17 protein-coding genes are annotated in these 19,669 nt (G+C 64.8%); 7 read left to right on the top strand and 10 right to left on the bottom strand.

Annotation, left to right across the window (positions count from 1 at the left end):
• Positions 1–80 precede the first annotated feature (80 nt).
• The gene (locus tag IF690_RS18035) at positions 81–1,079 is read right to left on the bottom strand and encodes a bile acid:sodium symporter family protein (RefSeq protein WP_202696770.1); all 999 of its coding nucleotides are present in this window, start codon (positions 1,077–1,079) and stop codon (positions 81–83) included.
• Positions 1,080–1,163: 84 nt separating this feature from the next.
• Between IF690_RS18035 and IF690_RS18030 the strand changes: the two genes are divergently transcribed.
• From IF690_RS18030 to IF690_RS18020, 3 genes are all read left to right on the top strand, one after another.
• Complete coding sequence (locus IF690_RS18030) at positions 1,164–1,952, top strand: AraC family transcriptional regulator (protein WP_202696769.1); 789 nt, start codon at positions 1,164–1,166, stop codon at positions 1,950–1,952.
• Between the two features lie 95 nt (positions 1,953–2,047).
• Positions 2,048–2,296 (top strand): type II toxin-antitoxin system Phd/YefM family antitoxin, encoded by a 249-nt coding sequence (locus tag IF690_RS18025; RefSeq protein ID WP_009044432.1) that lies wholly within the window; start codon positions 2,048–2,050, stop codon positions 2,294–2,296.
• On the top strand, positions 2,286–2,567 hold the full coding sequence (locus tag IF690_RS18020; protein ID WP_202696768.1) for a type II toxin-antitoxin system RelE family toxin: 282 nt from the start codon (positions 2,286–2,288) through the stop codon (positions 2,565–2,567). The genes IF690_RS18025 and IF690_RS18020 overlap by 11 nt, the downstream gene beginning before the upstream one ends.
• Before the next feature lie 177 nt (positions 2,568–2,744).
• On the opposite strand, the gene IF690_RS18015 is transcribed toward IF690_RS18020, so the two are convergent.
• The 3 genes from IF690_RS18015 to IF690_RS18005 form a co-directional block, all read right to left on the bottom strand.
• Complete coding sequence (locus IF690_RS18015) at positions 2,745–4,394, bottom strand: FMN-binding glutamate synthase family protein (protein WP_202696767.1); 1,650 nt, start codon at positions 4,392–4,394, stop codon at positions 2,745–2,747.
• A 52-nt stretch (positions 4,395–4,446) separates the two neighbouring features.
• Positions 4,447–4,929: an acyl-CoA thioesterase gene (locus tag IF690_RS18010; RefSeq protein WP_007930527.1), complete on the bottom strand. Its 483-nt coding sequence runs from the start codon at positions 4,927–4,929 to the stop codon at positions 4,447–4,449.
• Positions 4,930–5,731: 802 nt separating this feature from the next.
• Positions 5,732–6,004, bottom strand: a complete 273-nt coding sequence (locus IF690_RS18005) for a hypothetical protein (protein ID WP_202696766.1) — start codon at positions 6,002–6,004, stop codon at positions 5,732–5,734.
• Positions 6,005–6,420: 416 nt separating this feature from the next.
• On the opposite strand from IF690_RS18005, the gene IF690_RS18000 reads away from it, so the two are divergent.
• The 4 genes from IF690_RS18000 to IF690_RS17985 all read left to right on the top strand — a co-directional run bounded on the left by IF690_RS18000 (position 6,421) and on the right by IF690_RS17985 (position 10,078).
• Positions 6,421–6,810, top strand: coding sequence for a RidA family protein (locus IF690_RS18000; protein ID WP_202696765.1), 390 nt, complete (start codon positions 6,421–6,423; stop codon positions 6,808–6,810).
• Between the two features lie 213 nt (positions 6,811–7,023).
• Positions 7,024–7,788, top strand: a complete 765-nt coding sequence (locus IF690_RS17995; protein ID WP_202696764.1) for an IclR family transcriptional regulator — start codon at positions 7,024–7,026, stop codon at positions 7,786–7,788.
• Between the two features lie 36 nt (positions 7,789–7,824).
• On the top strand, positions 7,825–9,042 hold the full coding sequence (locus IF690_RS17990) for an amino acid deaminase (RefSeq protein WP_202696763.1): 1,218 nt from the start codon (positions 7,825–7,827) through the stop codon (positions 9,040–9,042).
• A 127-nt stretch (positions 9,043–9,169) separates the two neighbouring features.
• On the top strand, positions 9,170–10,078 hold the full coding sequence (locus IF690_RS17985; RefSeq protein WP_202696762.1) for a sugar kinase: 909 nt from the start codon (positions 9,170–9,172) through the stop codon (positions 10,076–10,078).
• 183 nt (positions 10,079–10,261) lie between these two features.
• Here the strand turns inward: IF690_RS17985 and IF690_RS17980 are convergent, their stop codons facing one another.
• The 6 genes from IF690_RS17980 to IF690_RS17955 all read right to left on the bottom strand — a co-directional run bounded on the left by IF690_RS17980 (position 10,262) and on the right by IF690_RS17955 (position 19,547).
• Positions 10,262–10,537, bottom strand: coding sequence for a peptidylprolyl isomerase (locus tag IF690_RS17980; protein WP_011061856.1), 276 nt, complete (start codon positions 10,535–10,537; stop codon positions 10,262–10,264).
• A 52-nt stretch (positions 10,538–10,589) separates the two neighbouring features.
• Positions 10,590–13,127, bottom strand: a complete 2,538-nt coding sequence (locus IF690_RS17975) for a PAS domain-containing hybrid sensor histidine kinase/response regulator family protein (RefSeq protein ID WP_202696761.1) — start codon at positions 13,125–13,127, stop codon at positions 10,590–10,592.
• A 284-nt stretch (positions 13,128–13,411) separates the two neighbouring features.
• Positions 13,412–15,367, bottom strand: coding sequence for an acetoacetate--CoA ligase (locus IF690_RS17970; protein WP_202696760.1), 1,956 nt, complete (start codon positions 15,365–15,367; stop codon positions 13,412–13,414).
• A gap of 291 nt (positions 15,368–15,658) precedes the next feature.
• The gene (locus IF690_RS17965) at positions 15,659–16,444 is read right to left on the bottom strand and encodes a 3-hydroxybutyrate dehydrogenase (protein ID WP_202696759.1); all 786 of its coding nucleotides are present in this window, start codon (positions 16,442–16,444) and stop codon (positions 15,659–15,661) included.
• A 7-nt stretch (positions 16,445–16,451) separates the two neighbouring features.
• Positions 16,452–17,843, bottom strand: a complete 1,392-nt coding sequence (locus IF690_RS17960; protein WP_202696758.1) for a GntP family permease — start codon at positions 17,841–17,843, stop codon at positions 16,452–16,454.
• A gap of 285 nt (positions 17,844–18,128) precedes the next feature.
• Positions 18,129–19,547: a sigma-54 interaction domain-containing protein gene (locus IF690_RS17955; RefSeq protein ID WP_202696757.1), complete on the bottom strand. Its 1,419-nt coding sequence runs from the start codon at positions 19,545–19,547 to the stop codon at positions 18,129–18,131.
• Positions 19,548–19,669 lie beyond the last annotated feature (122 nt).

Genomic DNA, 19,669 nt, shown 5'->3' with positions numbered 1-19,669 from the left:
AAAAGGCTGGCAGTATGCCACTGGCTTGCCGTCCCGACAAAAGCACAAGCCCCTGCTCCTGCAAGAGCTGTTGCGGTGCTTCAGGGATCGACCTGCGCCATCAGCTCCGGCACCGACTCGGGGCGTTTGGCGTAACGCTGGGCCAGCACCGCGCAGACCATCAGCTGGATCTGGTGGAACAGCATCAGCGGCAGGATCAGCACGCCCAGGGTGCTGCCGGCGAACAGCACCTGGGCCATGGGTACGCCGGTGGCCAGGCTTTTCTTCGAGCCGCAGAACAGGATGGTGATGCGGTCTTCCTGGTTGAAGCCGAAGAGCTTGCTCAGCAGGCTGGAGGCCAGCAGCGCCAACGCCAGCAGCACGCCGCAGGCCAGCACCAGCCCGGCCAGCTCCCACAACGGGATCTGCTGCCAGATACCTTCGTTCACCGCTTCGCTGAAGGCGCCGTAGACCACCAGCAGGATCGAACCCTGGTCGACGAACTTCAGCCAGTGCTTGTTGCGGCCCACCCAGGCGCCGATCCAGCGGCGGGCGATCTGCCCGGCGATAAAGGGCAGCAGCAGTTGCACGCTGATCTTCACAATGGCATCCAGGGTCGAGCCGGCATCGCCGTGCACATTCAGCAGCAGGGTCACCAGCAACGGCGTGAGGAAAATCCCGAACAGGCTGGACGCCGCCGCGCTACAGATCGCCGCCGGCACGTTGCCCCGCGCCAGGGAGGTGAAGGCAATCGCCGATTGCACGGTGGCGGGCAGGGCGCAGAGGTAGAGCATGCCCAGGTACAGCTCGTTGCCGATCAGCGGCGAGAGCAGCGGCTTGAGCGCCAGCCCGAGGATCGGGAACAGCACGAAGGTCAGGCTGAAGATCAGCAGGTGCAGGCGCCAGTGGCCGGCCCCGGCGATGATCGCCTCGCGCGACAGCTTGGCGCCGTGCAGGAAGAACAGCAGGGCGATGGCGGCGTTGGTCAGCCAGCCGAAGCCTAGCGCCACCTGGCCGCTGGCCGGCAGGAAGCTGGCCAGCAGCACCACGCCGATCAGGGTCAGGGTGAAATTGTCGGGCAAAAGACGTGAGCGACTCATAACGGGATCATCCAGGGGTTGCCAGGGCGGTGGGCCGACTCTAACGTGATGGCGGACTGCCGACTAACGCCAATGAGCCAGTAAATGCCGCCTAAAGGACATGCAAAGATCGTCCGCCGCAGTATTCCCGGGCTGCCGAGCCTGCCGCGGCCGGTGTACGGGCGCACCGAATCCCTGCCCAACCGGGCGCTGACCCGGCGCCACAGCCACCCCTGGGTGCAATTGTCCTACGCCATCCAGGGCGTGCTGGAAGTGCAGACCAGCGCCGGGCGTTTCATCGCCCCGCCGCAGCGGGCGGTGTGGATCCCGGCCGGCATGCCGCACAAGGTGTTCAGCTCGCCGCGCACCGAAATGCGCAGCCTGTACCTGGATTGCCGGGTCACCGCCTGGGCGGGCGCGACCTGCCAGGTACTGGCGGTGAGCAGCCTGCTGCGCGAATTGATCCGCGCCTTCAGCGAGCTGCCGGTGGAATACGCCGAAGACGGCGCCGACGGCCGCCTGGCCCTGGTCCTGCTGGACCAACTGGCCGCCGCGCCGCAACTGGACCTGATGCTGCCGCTGCCCCAGGATCCGCGCCTGCGGCAGATCTACCGCAGCCTGCAAGCGCACCCGGACCAGCCGACCACCCTGGGGCAGTGGAGCGAAAAGCTGGGCGTGACGGAGAAAACCCTCAGCCGCCTGTTCCTGCACGACACCGGCCTGACCTTCCGCGCCTGGCGCCAGCGTTTGCGCCTGCTGGGGGCCCTGACGCCCCTGGAGCAAGGCGAGCGAGTCACCGACGTGGCGCTGGCCTGCGGCTACGACTCGACCTCGGCCTTTATCGCGGCGTTCCGCCAGCAGTTCGACGCCACGCCGGGGGAGTTTTTTCGTTAGCGCTTTTTTCTGATGCTTCTCGTCTGCCCTCAAGGTACTTCTCTGCACAAAGGTGCTATTTTGAGTGCTCTTAACAGCACTCGTGAGAGCACTCCATGACCCATGTCCTTCTGTCCAACGTCGTCGCGAGCATTTCCGAGCTCAAGAAAAACCCCATGGGCACCGTTGCGGCCGGTGGCGGTTCCTCCGTGGCTATCCTCAATCGCAACGAACCGGCGTTTTACTGCGTTCCGGCCAAGGAATACGAAGCCATGATGGAGCGTCTGGAAGATATGGAGCTGCTCGCCTTGTGCCGTGAGCGAGAGAATGATCCGACCATCAAGGTTTCGCTCGATGACTTATGAGCTGGAGTTCTCCGAGAAAGCCTGGAAGGAATGGCAAAAGCTGGGCCCCACGCTGAAAGAGCAATTCAAGAAGAAGCTGCAGGAACGACTCGTCAACCCCCATGTCCCGGCCGATCGCCTGAGCGGTTTGGGCAATGCCTACAAAATCAAACTGCGCACGGCGGGCTACCGCCTGGTGTATCGGGTGGTGGATGAGGTGTTGGTGGTGACGGTCATTGCCGTGGGCAAGCGAGAGCGGGGGAGTGTTTATCGGCAAGCCAGCAAGCGTTAGCCGTCAAAAGAATTCCAGACTATTGGCAATGTAGCCGCTGCCGCAGGCTGCGATCGGGCGCTTGCGCCCGTCACGATCTGACTTCTGGAACGCGCTGACGCCGGCGACCGCCGCTCCCTCAACCCTGAACCTTGTACCCGTCATCCAGCGCGAACGGCCACCGCGTCATGCAAAAAACTAAGCCGGCGTCAGCCGCTCGATCCTGGCCGGCGCCGCCACAGCCAGTGGCGCGAAGCTGTGGGGCTGGGCCATGTTCCACATGCGCGCATAGAACTCCGAGCTGATCGGCCGCTGCAGCAGCTCACCCGGTTCGAGGAACACGTGGATCTGCGAGAACAGCCGCACCTCGGTGGTGGTCATGCACCGTACCAGGTGCTTGGCTTGCAGCTGCGCCGGGTGGTCGAGGCCGGCGGCGCTGAGCATCTCGCCGAGGGCGACCAGGGTGTTGCGATGGAAGTTGTGCACCCGCTCGGCCTTGTCCGTGACCTGCAGCGCTTTCTGGCGCAGCGGGTCCTGGGTGGCGACGCCGGTGGGGCACTTGTTAGTGTGGCAGCTTTGCGACTGGATACAGCCGATAGCGAACATGAAACCGCGCGCGGCGTTGACCCAGTCGGCGCCGATGGTCAGCACGCTGGCGATGTCGAAGGCGCTGATGACCTTGCCGCTGGCGCCGAGCTTGATCTGCGAGCGCAGGCCGGCGCCGACCAGGGTGTTATGCACGAACAGCAAGCCCTCGCGCATGGGCATGCCGATGTTGTCGGTGAACTCCCGGGGCGCGGCGCCGGTGCCGCCTTCCTTGCCGTCGACCACGATAAAGTCCGGCTGGATACCGGTCTCGAGCATGGCCTTGACGATGGCCATGAACTCCCAGGGATGACCCACGCAGAACTTGAAACCCACCGGCTTGCCACCGGACAGGTTGCGCAGCTTGACGATGAATTCCAGCAACTGGATGGGCGTGCCGAACTCTGAATGCCGCGCCGGCGACACGCAGTCATGGCCCATCGGCACGCCACGGGTCTTGGCGATTTCGGCGGTGACCTTGTGCTTGGGCAGGATGCCGCCATGGCCCGGCTTGGCGCCCTGGCTGAGCTTGATCTCGATCATCTTCACCTGTGGATGGCAGGCCTGCTCGGAGAAGCGCTGGGCATCGAAACGGCCGTCCAGGGTGCGGCAACCGAAGTAGCCGCTGCCGATTTCCCAGATCAGGTCGCCGGCGAACTCCTGGTGATAGGGGCTGATGCTGCCTTCCCCGGTGTCGTGGGCGAAGCCGCCGAGCCTGGCGCCTTTGTTCAGGGCGCGGATGGCGTTGGCGCTCAGCGCGCCGAAGCTCATGGCCGAGATGTTGAACACCGAGGCGCTGTAGGGCTGCAGGCAGTCCGGCCCGCCGACCACCACGCGGAACTGGCCGGGGTCACAGGCATCGCCCGGGACCATGGAGTGGCTGATGAATTCGAAGCCCGGCTGATAGACATCGGCCAGGGTGCCAAAGGCCTTTTCCGCGGACTGGTTCTTGGCGCGGGCGTAGACCATCGAGCGTTGCGCGCGGGAGAAGGGCAGTTTCTCGTCGTCGCCTTCGAGCAGGTACTGGCGGATTTCCGGGCGGATCGATTCGATCAGGTAGCGGATATTGCCGATGATCGGGTAGTTGCGGCGCACCGCATGGTGGCTTTGCCGCAGGTCGTTGAGGCCGATGAGGCTGAGCACCCCGGCCAGGACGATCAGCCCCTGGCCCCAGAGGCTGGCGGGCCAATACAAGAGGCCGGACAAGGTAAGGGCAAGGCAGAGGGTCAGGGTCGCGTAGCGACTGAGCAGTGATATTTTCATGATCTTTCCTTGGGTAAATCGCAAGACATGGGTTCAGGCGGGCAGGGCGGGCTCAGTCCGAGTTGCGGATCTGCCGATAACGCTCCTGCAACTCCTGGCGCTGCTGCTTGCGCAGCAGGCCCTGGGCGTAGCGGCGTTGTTCGGTGGCGGTTTCCGGCACGAAGGCGCGCACCGGGTGCGGGCGCCCGTCGGGGTCGACGGCGACCATGGTGAAGTAGCAGCTGTTGGTGTGGCGCACCGTGCGCTCGTGGATGTTCTCGGTCATCACCTTGACCCCGACTTCCATCGAGGTGCGCCCGGTGTAATTGACCGAAGCCAGGAAGGTCACCAGTTCGCCGACATGGATCGGCTCCTTGAAGATCACCTGATCCACCGACAGCGTGACCACATAGCGCCCGGCGTAGCGCTTGGCGCAGGCGAAGGCCACCTCGTCGAGCAGCTTGAGCAGGGCGCCGCCGTGCACGTTGCCGGAGAAATTGGCTTTGTCGGGGGTCATGAGCACGCTCATGCTCAGTTGATAACTGCCGGGTTCCATGGGTGACCTCATCGGGGGGGCGTCGAGGCTGTCCGTTGGCTTGTAATGGTTGGCCCAGGGCCTGCGGACAGCTTTTGGCTGGAGGTCGGAAGGGTAATCAGAAGTGTAGATAGTTAGCTAGCTATCATATGAAATGAGCTGTTGCGGGGATTGCAATAATGCGTGAGTCCGTTCGCGGGCCTTCTTCTGTAGGGGCGACCGGTCGATGCTTGATTGATCGCGATGGCCTCAGTGGCCATATTGGGTTTGGGGAGTTCACCCACATAGGTAACAGTTACGTTCAAGCACAGGGTTAACACGGACCTTTGTAGCCGCTGCCGCAGGCTGCGATCGGGCGCCTGCGGCCGCCAACCCGAATCCGCGATTTGGCTTTGCAGGCCGCGATCCGCTTCTGTAGGAGCGGCCGGTCGACGTTCGATTGCTCGCGATGGCGATGCTGGCGTCGCTGGTGATGTTGGACGGCGTACATATCCATTCCTGCGGTCACGGCCACTTATGGTTTCGCCCTGACGGCGAGTCACTTTTTTTCAAACGCCGGAATGCCGGCCCAGCAAAAAGTAACCAAAAAACGCTTGCCCCTGCGTACGGCCCTCGCTGCGCTCGGGTTCCCTCGTTCCGGCGTCCATCAGGGGGCATCGACTCCGGTCGGCTTCGCTTCGACCTCCATACGATGTCCTCGACTGCGTCGAGGGGCGCTGCGCGCCATCCCCCTGATGAACACCGGAACGAAGCCTGCCGATGGGGCGGGTGGATCAAAGGCCAAAGCCAAAGCACAGCAAGAGCAAAGGCCAAGGCGGTTCGGTTAAGGTTCTGGCAGCTCCATTGCGCGTTGCTCTGCCACATGCAACACATCGCATCCGTCCTGCAACAACAAGGTTGCCACGCTGGAGAAGCGCATCAGGTCGAGGTCGTCGGCATTGCGGCCGGTCATGCCGGACACGCTGTCCAGCATGTCGCGGGCGGCGCGGATGCGCAGGCCGGCGTAGGTCAGCAGGTCAAGCAAGGGGGCTTGGGGGTTGATGAAGGCGACGGGGTGGTCGGTGGTGTTGGAAGAGGTGAAAGGTTGGTAATCCATAACGATGAAGCTCCATGAAGGAATTTTAGGGTTTGCTCATGGAGATTCGGACGGCCAAATCCGGTCGCAGCGTTGGGAGCGACGAAACGGAATATAGGAGGCGTATAGCGGGATAACAAGCCTGGAGGGCATGTTTACACCAGATACAGAAACGCCTTACACGAGCCGTCATTAATGGCTGAGTAAATGGGGGTTAGCAGCATTTATTTCAGGCCTGTTTTCTATCTCCTTGGTTCCGGATGTGTTGCCTATCCTCTGTTATCCCTCTCTTTCCCATGGCACACTCTTCGTGAGTTTTCCGTTGTTGTATATTTTTGTCCGTTATAGCGGAATAAATGCCTCCTGAAATCACACGAAGCGCCTTTTTAGGAACGGCTTATTCTGCTCAACCTTCCCTTTACTTAGGAGAACACCCCATGAGCATCACTCGCTACGGCACCGGCAGCACCGCCGGTGGTGGTCAACCCCGGCCTTTCGCTCGTGCCGTTGAGGCCGATGGTTGGTTGTATGTGTCTGGCCAGGTGCCGGCACTGGAGGGCGAAATTATTCATGGCGGGATCGTTGAGCAGACGCATCAGACGATGCGCAATCTGGTGGCGATTCTGGAGGAGGCGGGGTACGGCCTGGAGGACGTGGTGCGGGTCGGGGTGTGGCTGGAGGATCCGCGGGATTTCTGGAGTTTCAACAAGGTGTTCGGTGAGTACTTCAAGCCGGAGCATGCGCCGGCGCGGGCCTGTGTGCAGGCCAGCATGATGGTGGATTGCAAGGTTGAGATCGATTGTGTGGCGTACAAGAAGAAGGGCTGATTTACGGCGTTTTTGTAGCCGCCTGTAGCCGCTGCCGAGCCCCAGCGAGGCTGCGATCGGCCCCGAAGGGGACGCGGCGACTTTGAGATCCTTGCGCCCGCGTTGCGGTCGATCGCAGCCTCGCCATGGCTCGGCAGCGGCTACAGGGATAGGGGCAATGCCGGGGTTTTGGGCGCGCCGGGAATTTCGTGATTTGTAGGAAGTGGCACTGATATGACCGAAGACAGCATCAAGCGCCGGGCCAGGGGGCTGGACCGGGCGTTCGATATTCTCGATTTCCTCAAGGAGGTCGGCCAGCCGTTGCGGCCCCACGATATCGCCAAGGGGGTCGGCAGCCCCAAGTCCACGGTGTACGAGCTGGTGGCGTCCTTGCTGGAGCGGCGGATTCTCGAGCCGGTGGGCCAGGATGGGCATGTGTACCTGGGCCGTCAGCTGTACTTCCTGGGGCAGGCCCATCTGCGCCATTTCGACCTGACCCGCGAGGCCGACTCGGCCTTGCAGGAGATCGTCAGCCAGACCCGCGAGACCGCGCAGATGTGCCTGCTCAACGGGCGCAAATACACGGTGGCGCTGATGAAGGAGGGCGAGCGGCATTTCCGCATTTCCTCGAATATCGGCGAGAACGCGCCGATTCCCTGGACCGCCTCAGGGCGCTTGCTGCTGGGGCATTTGAGCGATGAGCAGATCGTCGAGTTGATCGACGAGCGCGACTTCATGCTCCCCGACGGTGAGCACCTGCCTGTGGCGACGTTCTTGAAGGAAATCCGCCAGGCCACGGAGGAGGGGTTCTTTTCCTTCGACAGCGTGGCCGACACCTTTACCCATTGCTTCGCCGCCCCGGTGCGGGACGAGCGCGGGGTGTGCATCTGCACCCTGTGCATCGTCGCGCCACGGGCCGATGCGCAAAACCATTATGACCACTACCGCCGGGTGCTGATCGACAGCGCAAACCGCCTGGCCCGGCGCATCAACGACTAGCGTCAGCCCAATGGCTGCACTGTAAGGAGTTCGAATATGTCTTCTGCCTTGATCAATGCCGCGGTGGAAAAGGGCGCAGCCCAACCCGGCGTCAGCCTGGTGCGCGATGTCAGCCTGCCGGCCCTGGTGCTGCACCGCGCGGCGCTGGAGCACAACATCCGCTGGATGCAACGGTTCGTCAGCGACAGCGGCGCCGAGCTGGCGCCCCATGGCAAGACCAGCATGACCCCGGCGCTGTTCCGCCGGCAGCTGGAGGCGGGTGCCTGGGGCATCACCCTGGCCACCGCGGTGCAGACCCGCGCGGCCTACGCCCACGGCGTGCGCCGGGTGCTGATGGCCAACCAGCTGGTGGGCACGCCGAACATGGGGTTGATCGCCGAGCTGCTGGCCGACCCGGGCTTCGACTTCTATTGCATGGTCGACCACCCGGACAACGTCGCCGACCTCGGGCAGTTCTTCGCCGCGCGCGGGGTGCGCCTGAACGTGATGATCGAATACGGCGTGGTCGGCGGCCGTTGTGGCTGTCGCAGCGAGCAGCAAGTGCTGGCGCTGGCGCAGGCGATCCAGGCGCAACCGGCCTTGGCGCTGTGCGGCATGGAAGGCTACGAAGGGGTGATCCATGGCGACCATGCCGTAAATGGCATCCGTGAGTTTGCCGCGTCCCTGGTGCGCCTGGCGGTGCAGTTGCAGGACGCTGGGCTGTTCGCCATCGACCAGCCGATCATCACCGCCTCGGGTTCGGCCTGGTATGACCTGATCGCCGAGTCCTTCGAGGCGCAGAACGCCCAGGGGCGTTTCCTCAGCGTGCTGCGCCCCGGCAGTTATGTGGCGCATGACCATGGCATCTATAAAGAGGCGCAGTGCTGCGTGCTCGACCGGCGCAGCGACCTGCACGAAGGCCTGCGCCCGGCGCTGGAGGTCTGGGCCCATGTGCAGTCCCTGCCGGAGCCGGGGTTCGCGGTGGTCGCCCTGGGCAAGCGCGACGTGGCCTATGACGCCGGCTTACCGGTGCCGCTGCTGCGTTACAAGCCGGGCGTGCTGCCGGCCAAGGGCGATGATGTCAGCGCCTGCAAGGTCACGGCGGTGATGGACCAGCATGCGTTCATGACGGTGGCGCCGGGGGTCGAGTTGCGGGTGGGGGACATCATTGCCTTTGGTACTTCGCACCCGTGCCTGACCTTCGATAAGTGGCGCACCGGGTTGCTGGTGGATGAGCGGCTGGATGTGCTGGAGAGCATGGAGACCTGCTTTTAAGGCGAGCAGCGCCGCGTTGCGGCTATCGCGAGCAAGCTCGCTCCTGCAAGGGCAACGCTGTCCCTGTAGGAGCGAGCTTGCTCGCGATAGGGCCCGCCCAGACAACAGCTCCCATAGAGACCAACCGATGAGCATTGCCAAACGCATCGCCCTGATCGGCGAATGCATGATCGAACTGCAACACCGCGCCGACGGCAGCCTGCAACAGAGCTTCGGCGGCGACACCTTGAACACTGCCGTGTACCTGGCCCGTGAACTGGGCGAGGGCGCCCGGGTCGACTATGTCACTGCCCTGGGGGACGACAGTTTCAGCGATGCCATGTGCCAGCGCTGGGCCGAGGAAGGCATCGGCCTGGGCATGGTCCAGCGCCTGCCGGGGCGCTTGCCCGGGCTGTACTGCATCCAGACCGACGCCCAGGGCGAGCGGCGTTTTCTTTACTGGCGCAACGAAGCGGCGGTGCGCGACTGTTTCACCACCCCCGCGGCCGAGCCGATTTTGGCGGCGCTGCCGGCCTACGATGTGCTGTATTTCAGCGGCATCACCCTGGCGGTGCTGGGTGAGCAGGGGCGCAGGAAGCTGATCGAGACCTTGGTTGAAGCACGCAAGCGCGGGGCGCGGATCGTTTTCGACAATAACTACCGGCCACGGCTCTGGGCTTCGGTGGAGCAGGCGCGGGCGGCTTACCGCGAAGTGCTGGTTTATGTCGATCTGGCGTTGCTGACGGTGGATGACGAGCAGGCGTTGTTTGCTCATGGCGACAGTGCGGCGGTGTTCGCCGCTTACCCGGATACCCCGGAAGTGGTGCTCAAGCGGGGCGCCGAAGCGTGCCTGATCCGCTGTGGCGGCGAGTCGTTCGAGGTGCCGGCGCAGCGGGTGGAAAAGGTGGTGGACACCACGGCGGCGGGGGATTCGTTCAGCGCGGCGTACCTGGCGTGTCGCCTCAAGGGCGGGAGCCCGGAGCAGGCCGCCGAGGCCGGGCATCGCCTCGCAAGCCGGGTGATCCAGGTACCGGGTGCCCTGATCCCAAGAACCTGACGCAGCCCCTGTAGCCGCTGCCGAGCCCTGGCGAGGCTGCGATCGGCACCGCAGGGGCCGCAAAACCTGGCGACGCGGTCCACCTGAAAGATCGGCGATACCGTCCTTGCGCCGGCTGCGCCGTCGATCGCAGCCTCGCCAGGGCTCGGCAGCGGCTACAGGAACGCGTTGTGAGCGCTGCTGTCAGTCGCGGAAAAACACCTGCACCAGGTGATAACCGAACTTGCTCTTGATCGGCCCGTGCACGGTGCGCAGGGGCTTCTTGAAGATCACCTGGTCGATGGCCCCGACCATCTGCCCCGGCCGCACTTCACCCAGGTCGCCGCCGCGTTTGCCGGAGGGGCAGGTGGAGTATTTCTTCGCCAGCACGTCGAAGGCTTCGCCCTTGGCGATGCGCTGCTTGAGCTGTTCGGCCTCTTCGGCGGTTTTCACCAGGATATGGCGGGCTTGGGCTTTCATGGGGCGGTTACCTTGGCACGGTGCGGACGGCGGTCGCGGATTATGCCTGAAATCAGCCTTGCTGGCCGATCATCTGACGAACCTTCTGGGCCAGCGCCTCGATGGAAAACGGCTTGGCGATCAGGTCCATGCCGGCGTCGAGAAAGCCCTGGCGCTCGGCGGCCTTTTCCGCGTAGCCGGTCATGAACAGGACCTTGAGCTGCGGCCGCCGCTGGCGGGCGATTTCCGCCAATTGCCGGCCGTTCATACCGGGCAGGCCGACGTCGGTCACCAGCAGGTCGATGCGCCGCTCGGACTCCAGCAACGGCAGCGCGCTCTTGGCGTCCTCGGCCTCGAAGGCGGTGTAGCCCAGCTCGCCCAGTACGTTGAGCACCAGCATGCGCACCGCCGGGTCGTCTTCCACCAGCATCACCGATTCGCCGGCCACCGCGTAGGGCGCTTCGACGCTGGCCGGTGCCGGGCTGTCGGCCTGGACGCCGCTGTGCAGGCGCGGCAGGTACAGGCGCACGCAGGTGCCCTGGCCCGGCTCGCTGCTGATGGTCAGGTGGCCGCCGGATTGCTGGGCGAAGCCGTAGATCATCGACAGCCCCAGGCCCGTGCCCTGGCCGATGGGCTTGGTGGTGAAGAACGGGTCGAAGGCCTTGGCCAGCACCCGCGGGGTCATGCCGGCGCCGTTGTCGCTGACGCCGAGCATCACGTAGTCGCCGGCCTTGACCGGTTCCAGGGTGCTTAAGTCGCTGCCGTTGAGGTAGCTGTTGGCGGTCTCGATGGTCAGCACGCCGCCGTCGGGCATGGCGTCGCGGGCGTTGATCACCAGGTTGAGCAGGGCGTTTTCCAGCTGGCTGGCGTCGCTGTTGATCGACCAGACGTTGTCGCCCAGGTTCATCTTCAGCTCGATATGCTCGCCCTTGGTGTGGTTGAACAGGTCGTGCAGCGAGCGCACCAGCTGGTTCGGTTCCAGTGGCCGGCGGTCCAGCGACTGGCGCCGGGAGAACGCCAGCAGGCGATGGGTGAGGGCGGCCGCGCGCTTGGCCGAGGACATCGCGGCTTCGGTGAAGCGACCGATTTCGGCGCTGCGATTGTCATCGATGTAGCGCTGCATCAGCTCCAGGCTGCCGATGATGCCGGTGAGCATGTTGTTGAAGTCATGGGCGATACCGCCGGTGAGCTGGCCCACGGCTTCCATCTTCTGCGCATGGCGCAGGGCGTTTTCGGCGCGCTCGCGCTCGAACATCTCGCTCTGCAGGCGCTGGTTGGCGGCGGCCAGTGCCTGGGTGCGCTCGGCGACCCGTTCTTCCAGGGTCTCGTTGAGGTGGCGCAGGGCTTCCTCGGTCTGTTTACGCTCGGTCTCGTCGATCACGAAGATGTAGAAACCATTGATCGCACCGTCGGCGCCGTAGCGTGGCAGGTACTTCATCAGCGCATGCCGCGTGCGCCCGTCGCGGTGCGGCGTCTTGGCTTCGAAGCTGCAGGGCTTGCCGGCCAGGGCGGCGGCGATCTTGTCGGCGCGGGTGGCGTAGAGGGCGTCGCCGATCACCTCACGGATGGTCCGGCCGTACAGCTCCTGCGGGGTCAGGCCGTACCAGTCGAGGTAGGCGCTGTTGTTCAGGCGAAAGCGCTCTTCGTGGTCGACGTAGCCGATCAGCACCGGCATGGCGTTGATGATCAGTTGCAGCTCGGTCTGGCTCTGGCGTAGCGCCTGTTCCATCTGCTTGCGGTCGGTCAGGTCCAGGGCGGCGCCGAGGAAACGCACCGGTCGGCCGTGGTGATCCTTGTAGCAGCGCCCGCGGGCGAAGACCCAGCGGAGCTGGCCGTCGGCCTGTTGCAGGCGGTATTCCTCGGCATATTCGGTGCCGTGGGTGATGCAGTGCTTGATGCTGCGCGCCACCATGCCGCGGTCTTCCGGGTGCACGCCCTTGAGGTATTCGCTGATGGGCAGTTGCCCGGCCAGGGCCGGGTCGATGCTGTGCAGTTGGGCGAAGTGGGCGTCGGCGATAAAGCGGTCGTCGCCGATGTCCCAGTCCCAGGTGCCGACCGCGTCGGTCGCCGCCAGTGCCAGTTGCAGGCGCTCTTCGGTTTCGTGCTGGGCCTTGAGGCTGGCCGCCGAGCGCTGCTCCAGTTCCAGGGCGATGCGTCGGCGCTCGTTGGTTTCGATGCTGGTCACCAGGATCCCGGCGACTTCGCCGCTTTCGTCGCGGATCGGGCTGTAGGTCAGGTCCAGCCAGACCTCCGACTCACGGCCGTGGCGCTGCAGGGTGAAGGGTTTTTCGCTGAAGGTGCGCACCTGGCCTTGCAGCACGGCGCGGTAGATCGGCGCGCTGAAGTCCTGGAGTTCCGGCCAGGTCAGGTGGACCGGCTGGCCGAAGGCGCCGGGGTGCTTGTGGCCGGCCAGCAGGGCGAAGCCGTCGTTGTAGATCTGCGTCAGCTGCGCGCCCCACAACAGCAGCATCGGCATCGGCGAGTGGATCACGATGTCCACCGCGGTGCGCAGGCTCTGCGGCCAGTGGTCGACCGCGCCCAGCGGCGTGGCGGCCCAGTCCAGCCGGGCAATCAGGGTTTCGGCTTCGCTGCCGGAGGTGGGGGCGTTCATGTCGGGGCTGTCCTGAGCGTGCATCACGCCGGCATTGTAGCCGCTGCCGCCGGCTGCGATCGACGGCGTAGCCGGCGCAAGGGCGGTTTGCGCGATCCGGCAGGTGGACCGGGTTGCCCGGTTTTGCGGCCCCTGCGGTGCCGGGCGCAGCCTGCGGCAGCGGCTACAGGGACAATGATTTTCGCGGATGGCCCGTTTCGCGGGGGAGGTGGAGTTTGTGGCGGGCAGGTCCGGCCTCATCGCGGGCAATCGAACGTCGACCGGCCGCGATGGGATCTCAAGGCTCAGCTGCGCAATTCCGGGCGATCGCGAAACTGCTCCAGCGCCTCGGGGTTGGCCAGGGCATCGGTGTTTTTCACCGGCAGGCCGTGCACCACGTTGCGCACCGCCAGTTCGACGATCTTGCCGCTGATGGTCCGTGGAATGTCGCTGACCGCGAGGATCTTCGCCGGCACATGGCGGGGCGTGGTGTTGGCGCGGATCACCTGGCGGATCCGCTCCTGCAGGGCGTCGTCCAGTTGCACGCCGTCCTGCAGGCGCACGAACAGCACCACCCGCACGTCGTTGTCCCATTGCTGGCCGATGGCCAGGCTTTCCAGGACCTGTTCGAGTTTCTCCACCTGGCGGTAGATTTCCGCGGTGCCGATGCGCACGCCACCGGGGTTGAGCACGGCGTCCGAGCGGCCATGAATCAGCCAGCTGCCATGGGCCAGTTGTTCGGCGTAGTCGCCCTGGGCCCAGACCCCGGGGAACTGGCTGAAGTAGGAGGCGCGCAGCTTCTCGTGCCGCGGGTCGTGCCACAGGCCGATGGGCATGGCCGGGAAATGCCGGGTGCAGACCAGTTCGCCCTTTTCGCCGATCACCGCCCGGCCCTGGTCGTTCCACACCTCCACGGCCATGCCCAGGCCCTTGCCCTGCATTTCGCCGCGGTGCACCGGCAACAGCGGGTTGCCGATGATGAAGCAGGAAATGATATCGGTGCCGCCAGACATCGAGGCCAGGCACAGGTCCTGTTTGAACGCCCGGTACACGTAGTCGAAGCTCTGCGGCGACAGCGGCGAGCCGGTGCTGAGCAGGGTCTTGAGGCTGGCCAGGGAATGGCTGCTGCGCGGCTCGATGCCGGCCTTTTCCAGGGCCACCAGGTACTTGGGGCTGGTGCCGAAAACACTGATGCCTTCCTGGTCGATCAGGTCGATCAAGTGTTCGGGCGCCGGGTGGAACGGCGAGCCGTCGTACAGCAGCACCGTGGCTCCTACCGCCAGAGCGGAGACCAGCCAGTTCCACATCATCCAGCCGCAGGTGGTGTAGTAGAACAGCACCTCATCGCGGTGCAGGTCGGTGTGCAGGCCGTGTTCCTTGAGGTGTTGCAACAGCACGCCACCGGTGCTGTGGATGATGCACTTGGGCACGCCGGTGGTGCCGCTGGAATAGAGGATGTACAGCGGGTGGGCAAAGGGTACGGCGACGAACGCTGGCTCGCCGCCGGGGCGGTAGAAGTCGTCCCACAGCGCGACTTGTGCTTGCGTGTGGAAGTCTTCGACGCGGGCTTCGGGCCGCGCGTACGGCACGATAATGAGTTGTTGCAGGGACGGCAGGCGTTCGAGGATGTCGTTGACCTTGGCCGTCTGGTCGATCTGTTTGCCGGCGTAGCGGTAGCCGGCGCAGGTGATCAGCACCTTGGGTTCGATCTGGCCGAAACGGTCGATCACCCCCTGGGTGCCGAAGTCCGGCGAGGAGCTGGACCAGACGGCGCCGAGGCTGGTGGTGGCGAGCATGCCCACCAGGGTCTGCCAGGTGTTGGGCATGCAGGCGGCGACCCGGTCGCCGAGGCCGACACCGGCGGCCCGCAGGCTCTGTTGCAGGCCGGCGACGTGGGCCGCCAGTTGGTTCCAGGTCAGCTGTTCGCGCTGGCCGTTCTCGTTGATCGCCACCACCGCGACGCCGTCGTCACGGCGCTTGAGCAGGTGCTCGGCGAAGTTCAGGGTGGCGTCGGGAAACCACTGGGCGGCGGGCATGCTGCTGCCCTCGATCAGCACCGCGCTGGGGGGCGCCTGGAACTCGACGTCGAAGAAGTCGACGATGGCCTGCCAGAAGGCTTCGCGCTGCTCGATGCTCCATTGGTGCAGGGCGGGGTAGTCGTCGATGTCCAGGTCGTAACGGTGATTGATCAAGCGCCGGAAGGCTTCCATGCGGGTCTTGCTGATGCGCTCGGCACTGGGTTGCCAGAGTAATTCGGACATGGGTGGCCTCTTGTTTTTCTGCTGCACACACAAAGCTGTTCCAACTCTATACACCTTGCGACCGACCGGAATCGCGGCGGCGCCACCACTGACGCAGGAAGACCCTGCGGGTCTTATCGCAGGCTGCGCCAGCGGCTACAAGGTCTGTGTCGCCTGCCGGTACCACCTGCATACACATAACCCTGTAGCCGCTGCCGAAGGCTGCGATCGACCGGAACGGTCGTGGCGATATCACAGGTGCTGAAAGCCCCTTCGAGTCTTATCGCAGCCTGCGGCAGCGGCTACAACGGCTTATTGCGCCAGCCAGCCACCGTCGATATTCCATGCCGCGCCACGCACCTGGCTGCCGGCCTCACTGCACAAGAATAGGACCAACTCGCCCAGCTGCGAAGGTGTGACGAACTCCAGGGACGGCTGTTTTTCCGCCAGCAGGTCGTGCTGCGCCTGTTGCGGCTCGACACCGGCCGCGGCGCGGTCGTCGATCTGTTTCTGCACCAGCGGGGTCAGGACCCAGCCCGGGCAGATGGCGTTGCAGGTGACGTTGCTGGTGGCGGTCTCCAGGCCGACCACCTTGGTCAGGCCGATCACCCCGTGCTTGGCCGCCACGTAGGCGGCCTTGCCCACCGAGCCGACCTGGCCATGCACCGAGGCGATGTTGACGATCCGTCCCCAGCCCTTGGCGCGCATGCCCGGCAGGCTCAGGCGGGTGCTGTGGAACACCGACGACAGGTTGATGGCGATGATCGAGTCCCAGCGTTCCACCGGGAACGCCTCCACCGCCGCCACATGCTGGATGCCGGCGTTGTTGACCAGGATGTCGACGCCGCCGAACTCGCGCTCGGCGTAGGCGAGCATGTCGGCGATCTGCGCCGGGTCGCTGACGTCGGCCGGGTGGTGGCCGACCTTGCCGCCGTGGTCTTTATTCAGGCGCGCGACCTCGGCGATCACCGTCGAGGCATCGCCGAAGCCGTTGAGGATCAGGTTGGCGCCGGCCTTGGCCAGGCTCAGGGCGATCCCCAGGCCGATGCCGCTGGTGGAGCCGGTGACGAGGGCGGTCTTGCCCGCAAGATTGCTCATGAATACCTCACACAATGCCGGTGGCGTAGAAAGTGGCGATCACGACGAAGACGGCCAGGGTCTTGATCAGCGTAATGCAGAAAATGTCTTTGTAGGCTTGGCGGTGGGTCAGGCCGGTGACCGCCAGCAGGGTGATCACCGCGCCGTTGTGCGGCAGGGTGTCCATGCCGCCGCTGGCCATGGCGGCCACGCGGTGCAGCACTTCCAGGGGGATGTTGGCGGCGTGGGCGGCGCTGATGAAAGTCTCCGACATGGCCGCCAGGGCGATGCTCATCCCGCCCGAGGCGGAGCCGGTGATGCCGGCCAGCAGGGTCACGGTGATGGCTTCGTTGACCAGCGGGTTGGGGATGCTTTTCAGCCAGTCCGAGAGCACCAGGAAGCCCGGCAAGGAGGCGATCACCGCGCCGAAACCGTATTCCGAGGCGGTGTTCATCGCCGCCAGCAGGGCACCGCTGACCGCGCTTTTGCTGCCCTCGGCGAGCCTGCCGCGAATGGCCGAGAAGCCGAAGACCAGGACCATGACGATGCCCACCAGCAGGGCGGCCTGGACCGCCCAGATGGCGGTGAGCTTGGCGACGTCGGTCTGCACCGGGGCGGCCATGCCGGCCAGGGCCAGGCTGTGGGTCTTGCCGTACCACTGGGGAATCCAGTGGGTGAACAGCAGGTTCATCAGGCCCACCAGCAGCAGTGGCGACAGGGCGATCCAGGGATTGGGCAGCTGGAGGTCGGCGGCGGTTTCCGGCTCGTTGCGCAGGTCGCTGCCGTAGCCTTCACCGGCTTTGTGCGCCTTGTTGCGCTGGCGCTGGAGAAACAGCATGCCGGCGCAGAACACGAAAATGGTACCGATCACCCCCAGCCAGGGCGCGGCCCAGGCGGTGGTGTTGAAGAAGGTGCTGGGGATGATGTTCTGGATCTGCGGGGTGCCGGGCAGGGCGTCCATGGTGAAGGAGAATGCGCCGAGGGCGATGGTCGCCGGGATCAGGCGCTTGGGGATATTGCTCTGGCGGAACATCTCCGCGGCGAACGGATAGACCGCGAACACCACCACGAACAGCGAGACGCCACCATAGGTCAGCAGGGCGCAGACCAGCACGATCACCAGTATCGCCTGGCGGGTGCCGAGCAGGCGGATGGCCGCCGCGACGATGGAGCGGGAGAAGCCCGACAGCTCGATCAGCTTGCCGAACACCGCGCCGAGCAGGAACACCGGGAAGTAGAGCTTGATGAAACCGACCATCTTCTCCATGAACACGCCGGTGAAGGCGGGCGCCACGGCGGACGGGTCGGTGAGCAGGACGGCGCCGAGGGCGGCGATGGGGGCAAAGAGAATAACGCTGTAGCCACGGTAAGCAGCCAACATCAGCAGCGCGAGGGCTGCCAAGGCAATGATCACACTCATGGTGTGTCTCTCCAGGATTGTTATTTTTGTAGGGTGTTGCGGGTGTGGGAGGGGCTATAGCGAGTTTTGTGCCATTTGTATAACTGGTTGATTAATAAGATTATTTCTTGGTTTTTTGCAAGATGTTGACGATGTTTGTCTCTGATTCGAGACGTTTTGCCGGAGGGATTTTTATCGCGAGCACGCTCGCTCCTGCAGGGACGCTGCAAACCCTTGTAGGAGCGAGCTTGCTCGCGATGAGCGCGAAGCGCTCAAGGCTGTCTCTTTGTGGAGATTTAAGTCTCTTTATTGAGATTCTTCGATCCCCAGCGCCGCCATCTTCTTGTACAGGGTCGAGCGCCCCAGCCCCAGGCGCGCCGCGGCTTGCACCACCTTGCCGCCACAGCGCGCCAGGGCCGCCTCGATCACCTGGCGGTCGAAACGCTCGCGCGCCGCGGCGAAGGTTTCATGGGCTTGCACCTCGGCGGCCTGGGCGCTGGCCGCGCGCGGCACCGGGCTGAAGGTGCCGATGGCCGCGCGCAGGTCGCCGGCATTGAGCGTCAGGTCGTCGCTGAGCAGGGCGGCGCGTTCCAGCACGTTGCGCAACTCGCGGATATTGCCGGGCCAGGCATGCTGGCCGAGCAGGGCCAGGGCATCGGGAGTCAGTTCGTGCTGGCTGCGCAGTTCTTCGAGGATGGCTTCGCTGAGGGCCGGCAGGTCGTCCAGGCGTTCGCGCAGCGGCGGCACCTGGATCGGCAGCACATTGAGGCGGTAGTACAGGTCGGCGCGGAACTCGCCACGCTTGATCGCCGCTTCCAGGTCGGTGGAGGTGGCGGCGATCACCCGCACATCGCTCTGGATCACCTCGTTGGAGCCCACCGGCTCGAACTCTTTCTCTTGCAGCACCCGCAGCAGCTTGCTTTGCAGGGGCAGGGGCATGTCGCCGATCTCGTCGAGAAACAGCGTGCCGCCCTGGGCGATCTGCAGCTTGCCGGCGCGGCCCTTGCGATCGGCGCCGGTGAAGGCGCCGGGGGCGGTGCCGAAGAACTCGGCCTCCAGCAGGGTTTCGGGAATCGCCGCGCTGTTGATGCTGACAAAGGCCTTGTGCGCCCGTGGCGACGCGGCGTGGATGGCCTGGGCCAGCAGTTCCTTGCCGGTGCCGGTCTCGCCTTGCAGCAGCACCGGCGAGTCGGCGCTGGCGCTGCGCCGGGCGCGGCGCTTGACTTCCAGGCTGGCGGCGCTGGTGCCGATGAAGTGGGCGAAGTTGTATTTGGTCTGCCGCGCCCGTAGCAGCGAACGCGTGGAAGCAAGCTCTTGCTGCATGCTCAGGTAGCGTTTGAGCATCGGCGACAGGCTGCGCAGTTCGTCGAACAGGGCAAAGCCGATGGCGCCGATCACCGCCCCGGCATCGTCGTGGATCGGCAGGCGCATCACCACCAGCGGGTCCTTGGGGGTGTCCTGCATGTCCAGCAGGATCGGCCGCCCGGTGCGCACCACTTCGCGCAGCAGGCTGCCGGGGATCACGCTTTCGCAGGCCTTGCCGATGGCGAACGCCGCCGACTCCAGGCCAAAGCGCCGGGCGTAGCGCTTGTTCATCCAGACGATATTGGCGTCGCGGTCGACGATCACCGTGCCCTCGCTGGATTGCTCGATGATCTCGAACAGCGAACGGATCGCCAGTTGGCGAACCCGCTGGTAATCCTTGAGGCTTTCGGTGTCGTTCATGGGGAAGGTCCTGAAGGGAGCGCGGCGCCGATTATGCCGGGAATCTTCACGGCTGGCTCTTGCGTTGTAGCCGCTGCCGCAGGCTGCGATCGACCGGAACGGTCGTGGCGATATCACTGGCG

Source organism: Pseudomonas sp. SK3(2021) (genome assembly GCF_016772375.1).
Lineage (GTDB): Bacteria > Pseudomonadota > Gammaproteobacteria > Pseudomonadales > Pseudomonadaceae > Aquipseudomonas > Aquipseudomonas chlororaphis_I.
The sequence above is the reverse complement of the archived record's forward strand: the minus strand, read 5'-3'. Positions and strand labels throughout refer to the sequence as shown.

Bases quoted from the DNA above. Each gene is read 5' to 3' on its own strand.
- IF690_RS18015 (WP_202696767.1), bottom strand. From the start codon at position 4,394: ATGAAAATATCACTGCTCAGTCGCTACGCGACCCTGACCCTCTGCCTT.
- IF690_RS18010 (WP_007930527.1), bottom strand. From the start codon at position 4,929: ATGGAACCCGGCAGTTATCAACTGAGCATGAGCGTGCTCATGACCCCC.
- IF690_RS18000 (WP_202696765.1), top strand. From the start codon at position 6,421: ATGAGCATCACTCGCTACGGCACCGGCAGCACCGCCGGTGGTGGTCAA.
- IF690_RS17960 (WP_202696758.1), bottom strand. From the start codon at position 17,843: ATGAGTGTGATCATTGCCTTGGCAGCCCTCGCGCTGCTGATGTTGGCT.
- IF690_RS18025 (WP_009044432.1), top strand. From the start codon at position 2,048: ATGACCCATGTCCTTCTGTCCAACGTCGTCGCGAGCATTTCCGAGCTC.
- IF690_RS18020 (WP_202696768.1), top strand. From the start codon at position 2,286: ATGACTTATGAGCTGGAGTTCTCCGAGAAAGCCTGGAAGGAATGGCAA.
- IF690_RS17985 (WP_202696762.1), top strand. From the start codon at position 9,170: ATGAGCATTGCCAAACGCATCGCCCTGATCGGCGAATGCATGATCGAA.
- IF690_RS17980 (WP_011061856.1), bottom strand. From the start codon at position 10,537: ATGAAAGCCCAAGCCCGCCATATCCTGGTGAAAACCGCCGAAGAGGCC.
- IF690_RS17970 (WP_202696760.1), bottom strand. From the start codon at position 15,367: ATGTCCGAATTACTCTGGCAACCCAGTGCCGAGCGCATCAGCAAGACC.
- IF690_RS18030 (WP_202696769.1), top strand. From the start codon at position 1,164: ATGCCGCCTAAAGGACATGCAAAGATCGTCCGCCGCAGTATTCCCGGG.
- IF690_RS17990 (WP_202696763.1), top strand. From the start codon at position 7,825: ATGTCTTCTGCCTTGATCAATGCCGCGGTGGAAAAGGGCGCAGCCCAA.
- IF690_RS17995 (WP_202696764.1), top strand. From the start codon at position 7,024: ATGACCGAAGACAGCATCAAGCGCCGGGCCAGGGGGCTGGACCGGGCG.
- IF690_RS17975 (WP_202696761.1), bottom strand. From the start codon at position 13,127: ATGAACGCCCCCACCTCCGGCAGCGAAGCCGAAACCCTGATTGCCCGG.
- IF690_RS18035 (WP_202696770.1), bottom strand. From the start codon at position 1,079: ATGAGTCGCTCACGTCTTTTGCCCGACAATTTCACCCTGACCCTGATC.
- IF690_RS18005 (WP_202696766.1), bottom strand. From the start codon at position 6,004: ATGGATTACCAACCTTTCACCTCTTCCAACACCACCGACCACCCCGTC.
- IF690_RS17965 (WP_202696759.1), bottom strand. From the start codon at position 16,444: ATGAGCAATCTTGCGGGCAAGACCGCCCTCGTCACCGGCTCCACCAGC.
- IF690_RS17955 (WP_202696757.1), bottom strand. From the start codon at position 19,547: ATGAACGACACCGAAAGCCTCAAGGATTACCAGCGGGTTCGCCAACTG.